The 15,460-nt window shown below is 30.9% G+C and carries 5 protein-coding genes; 3 read left to right on the top strand and 2 right to left on the bottom strand.

Going from position 1 to position 15,460, the window contains the following annotated elements; genetic code table 11:
• The coding region (locus tag J3477_RS22405; RefSeq protein ID WP_228731344.1) for a cohesin domain-containing protein at window positions 1-560 on the bottom strand (560 nt) is incomplete at its 3' end.
• A 324-nt stretch (window positions 561-884) separates the two neighbouring features.
• Between J3477_RS22405 and J3477_RS22400 the strand changes: the two genes are divergently transcribed.
• Both J3477_RS22400 and J3477_RS22395 read left to right on the top strand, forming a co-directional pair.
• The gene (locus J3477_RS22400) at window positions 885-4,031 is read left to right on the top strand and encodes a C1 family peptidase (RefSeq protein WP_206872472.1); all 3,147 of its coding nucleotides are present in this window, start codon (window positions 885-887) and stop codon (window positions 4,029-4,031) included.
• A 213-nt stretch (window positions 4,032-4,244) separates the two neighbouring features.
• Window positions 4,245-7,757, top strand: a complete 3,513-nt coding sequence (locus tag J3477_RS22395; protein WP_206872471.1) for a hypothetical protein — start codon at window positions 4,245-4,247, stop codon at window positions 7,755-7,757.
• Between the two features lie 167 nt (window positions 7,758-7,924).
• Here the strand turns inward: J3477_RS22395 and J3477_RS22390 are convergent, their stop codons facing one another.
• Window positions 7,925-10,456 (bottom strand): carbohydrate-binding protein, encoded by a 2,532-nt coding sequence (locus J3477_RS22390; protein ID WP_206872470.1) that lies wholly within the window; start codon window positions 10,454-10,456, stop codon window positions 7,925-7,927.
• A 326-nt stretch (window positions 10,457-10,782) separates the two neighbouring features.
• Here J3477_RS22390 and J3477_RS22385 point away from each other — a divergent pair, with 326 nt between their 5' ends.
• The gene (locus J3477_RS22385; RefSeq protein WP_206872469.1) at window positions 10,783-15,429 is read left to right on the top strand and encodes a hypothetical protein; all 4,647 of its coding nucleotides are present in this window, start codon (window positions 10,783-10,785) and stop codon (window positions 15,427-15,429) included.
• Window positions 15,430-15,460 lie beyond the last annotated feature (31 nt).

The raw sequence follows: 15,460 nt of genomic DNA, 5'->3' as shown, positions 1-15,460 counted from the left end.
CCGGCAGTTAGTGATTCAATAGGTTTTACTAAACTTACGCTATTATCAATCCCTGTATAAGCAATATTACCCACTCCAGAGTTAGACAGTTTAACCAAAACATTATTTCCCGTTTGACTAAATGCACTATTATCAGATGTAGTCTTTAGGTTTATTGTACCAGCTTTTAGAACCTTAGCTTTTATTGTTACTATTGTTCCTGATGCTTTTGTAATTCCATTGATATTACCAGTAAGCATTACACCTATCTTAGCTACATTGCTTGTACTGTCAACAGGAGCTACAGTAGCGTTACTGTCTGTCCAAAAATCTCCCTTATCTACACTAACTATTTGGATTAGTGTAGGATCATAAGCGAAATCCACAGATGCACCATAGACATCAGTAGCATTTGCTAGATTTACATTTATGTTAAAAGTACTTCCAACCGTTGTATCGCCAGTGGTAGTATAGCTTATTTGAGGTCCAGTTGCAGCTTGTACTTTTATTGCAGGTATGTACACAAACTGTAACGCAACAAATAAGCAGAGTAAAATAGAAAAGAGTCTTTTCTTAAACAAAGTTGTCCCCCCTTAAAATTCTCGTAGCATTTATTTGCAATATTATTAATTAATACAGAAATTTTACACTTACTTAATTATACAATACTTATTAAATTGCTGTAAACAGGGTTTGATTAAAAGTGATTTGTAAATTTTTATGGAAAATTATAATGTAATTTAATATATTGCTTAATTATAGTAAATGCAATAATATTAAATTACAGAGGTTTTACAAAATATTATCATAGTTACAAATTATTTGACAAAAAAATATTAAAAAAAACAGCTACTTTACAAAAACAAGATAATTACTACTTAGATAAACAGGGGGATAATAAGTAGATGAAAAAAAGAGTTTTATCGCTAGCTATGACTGCGATTTTTGCTTTAACCATTGGCTTTAATGGAATCTTTCAAGGGAGTATTAAGGTTAATGCAACTGAAAATAAAGATATGTATTCAAATGGTTATAAGGTTCCAGAATTTAAAGTAATTAAATCCCAAGAAAAACCTACAGTAAAAAGTTCTTTATATCCATCAAGATATGACTCAAGAGATTTTGGGTATACCACATCTGTTAAAGATCAAGGTCAGATAGGAGACTGCTGGGCTTTTACTACTTATGGTGCTTTAGATACAAATCAAAAGAAATTAACTAATAAAGAATATGATTTTTCAGAAATAAATTTAGCAGCTAATAATGGCATACTAGCTGCTGATGAAGGTGGAAATATGTATTTTTCTATTTCCTATTTTATGAGAGGAAAGGGGCCAGTACTTGAGAAGGATGATCCATATCCTAATCCAGCAGAAGTTAATAACATTAATTCTAACTCAAATGCTCCAGTAAATTATACTGTTGATGATGTAACTTTGCTACCAGATAGGATAAGCAGTTATGATAATGACTATATTAAAGAGAATGTTATGAAATATGGAGGTGTATACACTTCTATATATTTAGAAGGATATAACAGTACTATAGTAAAAGATAATACAAATCTGTATGTTCCACAAGGCATGTATGCTAATCCAGATCATGCAGTGGTAATATTAGGATGGGATGATAACTTCCCAAAAGAAAGTTTTGCGCAAGCTCCAGAAGGGAATGGAGCTTTTATATGCAAGAATAGTTGGGGAAGTGGTTTTGGAGATAATGGGTATATATATATTTCCTATTATGATGCTTTTGTTGGAAAAGATAACGCCGTTATACCAACAGTAACTAAAAAGACACAATATGATAAGCGTAACTCATACGCAAATAACTATCCAACGCATTCTTATGCAATAAGTTCAGGAAGCAGCTATGCAGCAAGTACTTATACTGCTAGTGAAAATCAATATGTAGAATCAGTTGGGGTATTTACTGTTGAGCAGGATATAACTTTTGATTTATTTGTAGAAGAAGACTATGGTACTAGTGGTTTTTCAAACATAATAAATAAGAAGGTTAAGACAGTTAAGTTTCATGATGCTGGTTTTCATACTATAAAACTAGACAATCCTGTTAAGGTTTTATCGGGGAAAACTTATGCAGTAGCTGTTAGAAGTAATAGTAAAAATCTATTTATAGAAGCAGATTCAGCTACTTATTCAAGTGAGAGCAAGAACTTTGTAAGTTTTGATGGACAAAGCTGGAATAGTGGTTATGATGGAGTTATGCTGGTTACGAACACAACTAAAGTTCCTCAATATCCTATTACTAGTATAGCTTTAGATAAGACAAGTCTATCCTTAGGATATAAAACACAATATAAGTTGACTGCAAATATAAGTCCACAAAATGCTGATAATAAAACTCTTTATTGGACAAGTAGTAACCCATCTGTTGCTACCGTTGATGAAGATGGAAATGTTACAGGGATGATAGATGGAACAGCAGTGATAACTGCAGCAACTATTGATGGAAAGGTTAAAGCAACTTCTAATGTTACTGTTTCTAATGCATTGACGGTATTAAATTTTGTAGGACCACAAGAGAGTGCTGTGATAAGCAGTGATTCTATATGGACTCTAACTTTTAATGATAAGGTTTTAGCAGGACCAAGTTATAATTCTATGTATTTAGTAGATTCAAAAGGGACTAAGGCAGTACTTAGTCCAGCTATTAGCTATAATAAAGTTACATTGAAAGCAGATATGAGCAATATTGATGGTGGTGCAGTAAAGCTAGTAATCCCAAAAGATTCTTTTGTGGATTCTACTAGTAGCGGTATGAACTCTCAAGTGGAAAGAAATTACTATGTAAATTATAAAACCGGAATAAAGGTTAATTTCAAAGATGGTGTTTTAGAAAAAGCGGTTAGAGACAGCTTAGGAAAAACTACTGGGGATATATACTCTGAAGATATGGCCAAGCTTACATCACTTAGTATAGGATATGAACCTTTGTGGAGTTTGAGTGGTGTTGAGTATGCAGTCAATCTAACTAGCCTTAGTGTATATAACACTGAAATAATAGACATAACACCAATAAGTAATTTATTTTCATTGGAACATTTATATCTAAGAGGAAATAATGTAAATAACCTTAAATCTATATGTAACCTGAATAAACTTAGCAGTTTGTATGTAGAAGATGAAAACATAAAAGATTTTAGTACGATCTCAACAATCAGCAAGCTTGAGCAACTAACAATTAATGACTGTAACCTTAGTAATATAAACTTTTTAAGTAATCTAACTAATTTGGAGTATTTAGAATTAAATAATAATTTTATATCTGATATTTCGCAAATTGGTAGCTTAAAGAAGCTTAAAATTATAGACTTGGATGGAAATCAAATTAAGGATATAAGTCCATTACTGCAGCTTCCAACAGAAGCACAATATTATTCTTTATATGGAATAAATTCAGTAAGAAGCATGCATGTAGATAATAATTTAGTGTTCAATTCTAGTGATTCTACTAGTTCTGATATAAAAACTAAGCTTCAGGACAATGGATGGAATTTTTATAGTGTTAATGAACCAAAAAATAATTTAAATGTGGCAAAGACAGATGAGCATTATTACTCAGAACATAGCACATACATGATAGATCCTTTAGTTGGAGTTTCCATATCATTTAATACAGATATACAAAAGTATCTTTCTTTTAGTGATATAAAGTTAAGAAATTACTATAGCAATCAATATGTTTCTATAGACAAGAGTATACTGGGAAATAAAATTACTATAAAAGTTCTTGAACCTTTAGATTTACGAAATGAATATATTCTTGAAATTCCAGATAATGCAGTGCTAGACAGTAATCAGAATAGTATAAAACAAACCTCAGTACAAATCGCTCCATTAGATTACTTAAAGGGCGATAGTAATGGAGATGGCAAGGTTGATACTTTGGATTTAGCAACAGTAGCTTCGCACTATGATGAGATGTTGAGCAGTTCTACAGTAAAATGGGATCTTAAAAAAGATTGGAATAGAGATGGAATAATCGATATCTTTGATATCAGCACAGTAGCAAGACATATACAACAATAAATAATATAATAAGTCTTTTTGAAACCTTTTATTATAGCTGTATGAATCTATTTATAAAAGGTTTCTTTTAATTTGTATTTAAAACAGATTAAAAAAATGTAAAAAAGATTTGATTTTTACTGCTCATTCCAATTAAAATAAATAATGTAAAAAAATTATGCGAAGGATACTATATATTTAACTTGCATACTAAAGTGTAAAGGGAGAAACTACATGAGAATAATTAATAAGTTTATTGCAACTCTATTGATTTTTATCTTTACTATGGGAATTTTTGTTGATAACTATACCGTGAAAGCTTTTGCAGAAGAAAGTACAAAAAACAATAGAGAACAGCAAATACAGCTTGGTAAAGGTAATGAAAAAGTTTTAAAAGCTGCAGAAGATGACTATATAAAGGTATCAGTTAAGGATCCAGAAGGTAATCCTGTAGTTAATGGTTTTATAAGCAATAATAGTATGATAGGTGTGGGGAAAATCCAAATAGTGGATGGTTTTGCTAATATACCAAAAGATTTTGCTTTGCAGGATAATGAATATTTCTATTTGAAAGGAACAAATAGCAATGGAGTCATGATAATGTATACAGATATTAAGATAAGCATTAATACTGTGGAGATACGGGATACAACATCAAATAAAATTTTTCTAAAGACAAATGTACCTAGCGATTCCAGTAATATAAGGCTTAATTTATATAAAAAAATGGCTATGAATAATAATTATTCAATTTATGAGGATTCATATTATAATTTGGATGAATTCTATAAAGACTATAAAAGCACTTACATTTGGACATCAGCTAGTTATGAAATTATAGGTGTAAATATTATAAAAGATGATAAATCTATAGGCTATATTATGGCAGATACAATTGCAAATGGAAAAAATATAAATTTGGATTATACTAACACCATGGATATAAAGGTAAATACGCCTAATAATTATAAAGTGAGCTTAGTTGTAAGTATTGGAAACAGGCAGCTTGAGACATTATATAATAATCCTAAAGTAATTAAATATTCACAAAATGTAATAAATGGATATAGAGCGTATTATCAAGACAATAATAAAAATACATTTAATTATTATAAAAATCTAGAAGAGCCGTTAAAAGGCAGTAGTTATAACTTAAATATTGGCGATACATATAAGGTAAAAGCAGAGTACTATAAAACAAACAGTGTAGATGCATATAAAACTGCTCAGACTGTGCTTACTATTTTAGATGAATATAACAACTCAATAATTATAAAAAGTGCTGATGGCAATAGTCCCTATAAGAATGTTGTAGCTGATATAAGTGATGGAGGAAAAGTTGTTGATTCCATTACAAAGGATGCCTCAGTTAGTGGGACTAGCTATAATGTGAAATATACTCCAAACGTGACGCTTCCTACTTTTGACGTAACTCTAAAGATGAATATATTAGGTAAAAGCTATGTGTCAAATTCACTAAATTACTTATTTGATATGAGTAAATACACTGAGGTAAAAGTAAAGGATCAACAAGGAAGACCACTTAAGAGTGGAGAGCTTCTCTTTCCTTTAACAAATGCATTTAAGATAAATGATGGATCAGTATATATACTTACTAAATTAATGAATAATAGCACTGCTGCTATTAGAGGAATAAATGCTGATGGAGAATATGTGCTAAGTCCAGAAATAAAACTATATAGTAGTACAACAGCTATAAACCTGGAAGGGAACAGGGTTGAGGTAGATGCAGATTTGAGCAACATACCTAATATTACTAGTGGTCATATAAACGTATATTCAAAAAAATCCGTTAATTTAAATCACTTGATGTTAGATTGGGAGGCTACTAATAAAGGGGTAGCTAATAAGTTATTTGTTTGGATACAGGGTAATGATGACTATTATTATGAAGATGAGATTGTAGCACAAAATGATTATAAGTATATTATAGGAAAGAAATTTAATTATTTAGATTCAATAATAGATATAAAAACAGATAATTTGACTGAAGTAAAATTTTCTGGCGGTATGACTCATTATTTTGAACAATTTAAAAATAGTCCATCTAAAACTGGAGCAGAAAGTTATGAAAAGTTATTTATGAGTCAAAATACTTTTATATTAACTGGAGTATACATTTATACAAAGATTAATGGTAAGAATGAGTTAGAATATTGTGATCTTAAAAAAGTTGAGTATATAAATGGAAGGTACTATACTCCATTATTAGGTAAAAATTTTTATATGGATAACAAAATAGATAAGTATCTAAATAAAGGACAACAAATTTCTGTTTTATATACATGTAGAGATGAGTATGGAGATTATTTTCCTATAGAGGGAAGTTTCGATTTTGAAATTAATCTTGTAGATAGTTCAGGTACCGTGGTCAAGAAGTTGGCAAAAAGTGTAGTTAACGGAGGTCAATATTTTACTGTTCCTACTGATATACCATCAGGTTTTTACTCTGCAAACATAGTTACTTATTCTAATAACCAAAAGGTAGCAGAAAGAACTATTGACGGTGTATATGTTGCTGGTGGTGTATCTTATAATATTGGAAAATCTGAAAAGTCAACATTGGTATCAGTTTATGATATGGACAAAAATATATATACCATGGACTATGATGAGATGAATGAAGATCTCTATTTACCTGGGGAAATATTAAGTGGTAGTAAAGAATATTATTTAAGTACCTTTAAGAAAAAAGATACAGGGATTGTACATGAAAAAAACAAAGTTCAACTTGTAAAAGGAAGTTTACAAAAATCGGCTTATTCTAGTGTTAAGCTTAAACTAAATGGAGGAATAAAGAAGTTAATTTTAAATAATCGTAGTGATAGTATGAGTTATGATGCTGGAAATACTGATTCAATTGATTTGCAGTTAGTCTTGGGAGAAACTTATAACTTATCTGCTTATTGTGAAGATGCACAAGGAGGCTATTGGGTTGAAAAAATCATTGAAGCAACTGATAACTTAAGTGAGGTAACTTTAGACAGAAATGATTTAAGAAAGGTGACACTGAACAGCAAGTTTAGCAACTATGCAGAAATTATGAACGTTATAGCTAAAAATAATCTAACAGGAAAAACATATGAGCTAGATAGAAATATAAATACAGAAAAAAACATCTATTTACCTAAAGGTGCATATGATTTTACTTTTACCGTAAAACTTAATAACTCTAATAGTTTTAACGAATATAAAAAAAGTATAGATATAACAAACAATAATGGGGTTATAAATATAGGAGATAAACTTAGTTATGATATTGTTTTAGATAAAAGCAGTTATAGTACTGGTGATAAAGTTATAGCAAAGCTTGCAAATGTAAAAGACGGCGATATAAAATTAACAGGTTATGAAAATTCAGTTATAGAGGAGTCAGAAGTAAAGATAGATTTAATGCATGGAGCTAAGGTGTTAAAAACCTTTGAAGGACAAATACCTTCCAGTATAAAAGGAGATTGTTCACTTGCTATAAGAGGGAATATTCTGGGGTTAGGGGAAGTGAGCTCGAAACCGGTAACATTATCTATAATTAATTCAGAAAATATTAAAGAAGGAGATATAAACCTAGATGGAATAGTTGATATATTTGATTTAGTATATATAACTAGAGACTTTGGAAAATCAAAAGGGCAAGGCGATTATGATGCTAGGGTGAACCTTCAGACTACTGATGATGTAATTGATATAAAGGATTTAGCAAAAGCAGCTTCAAATTATGAGAAGTAGATATAGTGATGATAGCTTAAATGCTGAAGAGCTTAGATAAACAAATTGAAATTATAAACCGCATATCAAACTAATGGTATGCGGTTATTTTTTATTTGTGAATTTATTCTTAGTTTTGAATGAAGACAACTATAAAAGCTTTTTATAGCTGCTCTCAAGCTCTAATTTTATTGTATTGATTTTGCTACAACTATTAAATCAAATATATCAATTATATTATCATTATTAAAATCATACTCTGAAATAAAATCTGAATCTGAAGATTTCTTTTCATATAGACTTGCGACTGTAGCTAAATCCATGATATCCACAGTGCCATCATTGTTCACATCTGCAGCATTATGTGCAGAGATAAAATTCATCCAGTTAAAATTAAAATCTCCTCCTTTGGCATAAACTCTTAAGGTTTGTTTTCCAGCAGTGAGTTTTACATCTGCGGTGATAGTCTGCCAGTTCTGCCATCCACCTGTGTTTGGCACGTTTGTAGTTGCAAGTACGTCAGTTCCTTTCATAAGTTGAATAATTCCATTTGTATTCGGACTTGTTATTCTATATTCAACTTTATACGTACCTGCATTGGATACATTCACGTTATAATCCATCCAATCACCATCATTTACCCATCCAATATTAAGAGTGCCTTCTGAACAGCCTTGTGTCTGTATTCCATTCATTGTGTTATAATCTTCGGCTTCAATTTTTCCTGGTATTGAGCTTACTAATGGCGTAATTGTATATGTCGCACTTGCCACTGTAGAATCCTTCATTCCTTGCACAATCGCATAAGCTTTTATGGTAGCTGTATCAGAAACATTAATTGAAGCAGTGTAGGTTGGTGATGAACTGGTTGGTGTGCTTCCATCTAGTGTATATTTAATAGTTGCTCCTGGTGTAGAGCAAGATATTGTTACGTTTTTAGCTGATGCATAATTTCCTCCAGCAGGGTTGAAGGTTGGTGCTGCTACTTGTGATACATTGCTGCCTCCTATATCTACAAGCTCTATGCCGTTTCCAGTGCCTAGATTTTTCGAATATTTCTTTTCCATTGCATTGTTCCAATGTTCATGAACACCAAGACTGTTTAATCTAACTCCGTCAGGTGCATAAACAACACCAGATGGAGGATTGTTTGCCAAGGCCTCTTCATGCAGGTAGCTATCAGAATTTGCCATCATATTTGATCCCATTTCAGAATTTATAAAGTCAAATCCCACTGAGTCCAGTGCCACTTGATCCTGTGACATGAATATACTTGCAGGCCAAGTTCCGTTAAAAGGTGCAGATTTCCACTTTTCAGGTACAATATCTGAATGTTTTGCACCATATAAACCATCTAATATATTAATTAAGGTTTTTCCTCCTAAATCCTTATCTCCCATAAAGTCAACAAAAGGGGTATAGGTATCATATGGTCTAGCAAGATCGTGATCTACACCATTTAGAGTTCCATAATGATTTTTAGCACTTAAGGTCATTCCAGCTAAAGGATGCGCCTTTAAAATTGGCATATCAATTAAATACTCTGCTTGAGCTACTGCAGTAGGGATTCTATCCCCAGTGTAAGCTTTAGCTGAGTAATGAATTACAGGATCAGACCATACTACTTTATTTCTTCCATCTCCACCATTTTGATCAACAAAAACTACATTAGGGAACTCTTTTTTACAATAATTAAAAATATTATCTGTTATATACCTTGAAGCATCATATATTATAATGTTCTCTTGTGGTACACCAGCTTTATTAATTAATTGACGTAATACCGAAAGGATAAGCTGAGGAGAAGGGTTAATGTTATTAACCTCTTGAGTATGACTATCTCTTGTGTTGTTGCAATTTATTTTAATAGCTATTTTTTCACCACTTTTATAACCTATAGTACCTTTTTCATGATTCTGATTGAAATATTTAAAAATTGCATCCCAAGAGTCAGTATCATTACTTGTTTTTGTTAATCCTTGAATAGAAGTTGATACCATGCCATCAACTAATGTTTGATTTGTATTGTTGTCTTGCCACCAATATCCTGTAGAACCATCCCAGGTTGTTGCATTTAAATTACGAGCCCAAGTAACTCTTCCAGGAAATATTCCTTTTCCAACTCCCATTGGAGAATTAGGGCCATCAGGTACAGTTGACGCTTTCGCTGAGCTTAAAGAGCTGCTTGCTGTAAAGATAGTAGATACTAGCAATCCAATTATAAGCACAGTAGCAGCTTGTACATATTTTGCGTTTCTTATTAGCTTTTTTGATTTCATAAAAGAAGCTACCAATCCAAAAATTCCAACAGCCCAGGTAACAAAGCTTGCAGCTACGGGAGCTACTACACGCATACAAGGATATTGAGCTCTGCTGGGTTTAGGAATAACACGTATTAGAAACCATATTAAAGAGCCCAACCCTATAATAGGAAAGAACCATTTTTTTAGACCTTTAAGTTTCTTTTTTTTATCAGGGGCACTTATTATTCGTCCAGTTTTGGGACAGCGTTTTACTTCTTCTGAAGTATCTTTTGACGAGTTTATGATTCTTCCAGTCTTAGGGCAGCGTTTTACTTCTTGTGAAGCATCTTCTGAAGAATTTATAATCCTTCCAGTCTTAGGACATCGTTTTACCCCTTCTAAAGTATCTTTTGAGGAACTTATGATTTTTCCTGTTTTAGGACATCTTTTTTCCTCTCCTGAATTATCATTTGACACCACTTAATCAACTCCATTTTTAAAATATTGTAATAAAGAAAATAAAAACTTCTTCATTATAGAGAAATAATTCATGATTTTTGCAAGTTAATAATTAAATTCTACATAAAAACATAAGAACTTGCAAATTTTTCTAAAAATATTACACTGTGTTTTATTTTTATTAATAATACTATTAATGATAATGTAAATTTGGATTTTAAAGATGCGGCAGATGTCAGTAATTACTGTTATAGCACTATTTTATTGGTACAAATTACAACTATATACATTTGTAAAATATGCTTTATAATAGAAAATGTAACATGATTTCTGGGGGGACGATTATGAAGATTAAGAGAAGGTTAATATCTATGGTTTTACTTAACATATTTACCTTTGTAAATGTGTTAAATGGACTAGGTGTTTCTGCTTTTGCATCAGAGAATACAGAAATAGCATCGCAAAAGCAATTAGAAGTTACCAATATAAAAGGTGATTTAAGTAATAAAGCTAAGGCTGAAGCAAAGCCGGCTTTAAATGAGACAAAAAGGGTAATGGCTCAGACAATTTTAAATAGTGAAGTTGATAATGTGACAGTAAGGATTATGAATCCTTTTGATACTTCAAAGCCACTTGTAAGTGGGAGTATAGTATTAAAAGGGGATGATCAAAAGATCTATACTACCAATCAGGATGGATATGTTAATTTACCGAAGAGTAAGCTTCAAACTGATAGTACAATCCTTATAAAGGTTGATAACGGTTCAGCCACGGCTGCTTTTTCAACTTCAGTTGATTTAAATAGTAGTAGCCCAAACGTAAGTATTTCAAATACTTCTTTATCAAAGATAAATATAAAACCTTATATGCCAAACAATTACGCAGTTAATATATCAAATATGGATATTCAAATTGATTATATGAACGAGTATAGTAAGATAGAGTCTAAGTTAGATTCAAATGGTCAAAAGACACTATATACTAATCTAGATATAAGTGGTGCTACTGTAAGTGGCAATAATACATTTTTAACTTCTGTTTATTCGGGAAATGGTGATATTGAGATAAACAATTTTGATGTATTCAATCTTAAGATAGATATGTTAGCTGAAAATAGTGATGATTTAAGATTACTTAATTTAGTTGGAGCACGTTTAGTAGCCGAAGAGTATCTTGTAAAAACTTCAGGAAACTATATTTTAAGCCGTGGAAATTACATGTATTCATATACAGGGCAAAAATATCTTTATACTGGAAAATTTAATACTTTAAGTGTGATGAAATCAGAGTTGAAGTTTGGAACTATCTTTAATGCTTCTATACAATATGAAGATAAAAGTAATTCTAATGAAGTAAATGTTGATGAAACTATTACAGCAAAATTGGTTATGAAAGATGAGTACGAAAATAAAGTTGCTCCACTGCTTGCTACAAGTACTAGTTATTCAGCTTTAATTAATGGAGTTGAAGACAGTACGGCTTCAGTAACAGTTTCTGGGGATAGTATATATAAGATAAAAGTAGGAAGAAGAGATGATACAAAAGACTTTACTGTGGGTCTTAAGATTACAATGGATAATAAGCAGTATACCACCAATGCCTTGACATATAAGTATAATACAAATGTAAATCGTAAAAAGATTATTGTTAAAGACCCTGAAGGTAATCTTATGAAAAGCGGAGCGATACACGATAGTAGCGTGAGCAGTATTAATGGTACAGTAATAGATAATGGTGAGATGTATATAGATCAAGAGATACTAAACTCTGGTGTAAAGAATGTTTCAATATATGGAACTAATTCAAAAGGTGAGGGGATAATCTATGCACCTCTATCAATAGATGCAAATACAAATGAGATTTATTTTAATAATGAGAAGAGGGTTTATATAAAAAATAATATACAGGATGCTGTTGGTAGGATATATTTTGATATATATTCTGAATCTAATGATAAGAATAGGGTTTCTATTTATAATGAAGTGTTTAGTCTAAAAAAAGATTATACAGATAAATTTAATGATAAGTATGTTTGGTTGCCAAGCGATGCAAGTCTTATAAGCACATACTATAATGACTATACTAATGAAAATGCTCAAAGCTATTTTCTTATGGATAGGACAAATGCGTCTAGTTCAGTTAACCTAGATTATACAAAAACAACAAAGCTTAATGTAAATAGTAATTATAAAAACTCAGTATCTTTAAGTTATAAAATAGACGGTTCTTATATTGTCAATAGAATTTATGACTCAAGTACAATTACAAGAAATATAACCTCTGATATCTGCGAAGGATATAAGGTAAATGTAGGCGATATAATAGAAGGAGTAACCTACAATATGGAGTTAGGTAACAAAATAAGTGGAAGTGAGTATACTATAAATTTAGGTAATACTTTCAATATAAAAGCTGATTATTCAAATTCAAATTTAATAGGAAATGATAAGGTTGGAAAAGCACTAATCAATATAACAGATGAATATAATAATAAAGTTTTTCTGAATCGAGGTTATTCTAGAGGTGAAGAAACTAGAGATTTGGTAGAGCTTAGCCAAAATGGACAAATTGTTGAAAGTATAGGTAGCAATCTTCAAATAGACAAATCGCCTTATGAACTCGACTTTGCTACAAAAGTTCAAGGTGGACATCTAGATGCTGTGTTTAAGATAAATATATTTGATAAACTGTATTCTTCAAATGTTTTAACTTATGATAATACAGGCTGCAAAGAGTATACAGTTAAAGATCCAACAGGAGCTTTACTTGAAAATGGAGAAATTTCTGCAGAGGATGGTAGCAAATATAGCATAGTAAAAGGAAAAACTCTTGTTCCAATTGATAAATCTTTAGGAAAAACTGCATCAATATATGGTAAAACAAAAGATGGAGACTATGTGCTTAACCCAAGGCTTTCAATAAATGGAGAAGAACTAAATTTATCTTTATTAGGTACTAAGAAGGTTATATCAACTAACGGTAAAGACATAGCCAGTGTAAGTAATGGTGAATTTAAATTGTACTGTGCTGATCAATATAGCGATTATTATATTGATGAAACGTGGGATATGAATAGCTTTAATTCAATCTCTAATTTGAAGGTATGGTTACAGCCTGGAGTAGAATACCGTGTGAGTAATTTTATAAATACAAATGGAGATGCACAGTATCTCTTAACTAAATCCTTTGGTGATGATGTTTCGAATATAACACTTAGTACAGATAAATTAGTGGAGCTAAAGGTAAGCAGTGCTTATGAAAATGCAAATATAAATATTAATGTACAGCAAGATAATGTACAAACTATTGAGAAGCCTATAAATATGGCAAAGAAAACTTTTATTACAGAAAACCAATTGAAATGTTTAGAGGCATCTTATGTGGATCAAAATGACTCAACTAAAAATGTAAATTATAAATTGGCAGATAATGAGATTATAAAAGGAAAACAACATACTATATTGTTAGGAAATAAATTTAAACCGTATTGCACCTATACTAACAATAAGGTCCTCTTTTATGGAGATATGATAGTGGCTGCAGATAAAGGATTAACAGATGAATACAATAACTATAAATCAGATGCTAAAGGTAGTAGCCTTATAGAACTTGAATTTATAGATGCTACAGGAAAAGTCATTAAAACCACCAGTAGATTTAGCCTTATAGGTAGAGTTCCAACGACTATTCCTACAGGGAAATATTCTGTAAGAACAAATGTATATGTAAATAATGAAAAAGTATTTTCTAACACGATAAACGATGTATATGTTGCTGGAGCCAGTGCAATTAAAATAAAGCTTTCTCAATATAGCTATAATATAAAGTTCTATGATGAGTCTAATTTAATATATTCAAATAGTTATAATAAAGGTGGAAATATTTATATCCCGACTTATTTATTAGAAAGCGGAAAACACTATAACTATAGTCTTTTGGATAGCGATAATGGAGTGATTGAACATATTAAGAGTGATTTCTTGCTAGATGGTACAAGTCAAACAGATGTAACCACTAAAGCTTCAGTGGATTTGAAGGTCAGTAGCAATGTTAAAAAGCTCATATTGACTACCTCAGATGGTCAGAGCATTGATTATGACACTGCTGATCATTCAACCAAATCAACAACTTTGAGCTTAGTTGAAGGTGAGCAATACAGTATTTCAGCATATTGTGAGGATGGTGCTGATAGCTACTGGTCAAAAAAGGTTGTAAAGGTTGATAAAAGCATATCAGTGATTAATTTCGATAAAGATGCTTTGAAAAAAGTAAGCTTGATTAACAAATTCAATAATTCAGTTGAAATTATAGGATGTACAGCGAAGGATACTACAACTGGGCAAATTTATAGCTTAGGAAGAGCTTTGGAGGAAGTAAGGTCAATATATCTACCTATAGGTAAATATGAATTTAATTTTAAGACTAGGCTTAATGATTCTAATATTTTAAATGATTATAAGAAAAATATAGATTTGTCTCAAAGCGATAACTCTATAAGTATAGGTAGCGATATTAGCTATGATATAGAACTAGATAAGAGTGTTTATAACTCTGGAGAAAAAATAAGCGGAAAAATTGTAAATGTTAAAGATGGTGACAACAAGTTAAGTGGTTATGAAAACTTAAGTCTAGATAGCTCAAGCTTAGTAATAAATCTTATGCATGGAATGAAGATAATAAAAAGTTTCAATGGAACTATTCCTGCGCAATTAAAAGGTGATTGTATCATAAAGGTAAAAGGAAATTTGCAAGGTTTAGGAAATGTTGAAACAAAACCAATTAATATTGTAGTAAATGGATCTGGAAGCATAAAAGAAGGAGATATAAATTTAGATGGAGTTGTTGATATCTTCGATATTATATATGTAGCTAGAGATTTTGGAAAGCTCAAGGGGCAAAGTGATTATGATCCTAGAGTGAATCTAGATTCTTCAGATAATGTAATAGATACAAAAGATTTAGCAAGAGCTGCAGTTAATTATGGAAATTAATATTATTTTTTTATTCTTTAAATTACATCAT

The sequence above is a fragment of the Clostridium zeae genome (assembly GCF_017312485.1).
GTDB classification, from domain to species: domain Bacteria; phylum Bacillota; class Clostridia; order Clostridiales; family Clostridiaceae; genus Clostridium_AR; species Clostridium_AR zeae.
The sequence above is the reverse complement of the archived record's forward strand: the minus strand, read 5'-3'. Positions and strand labels throughout refer to the sequence as shown.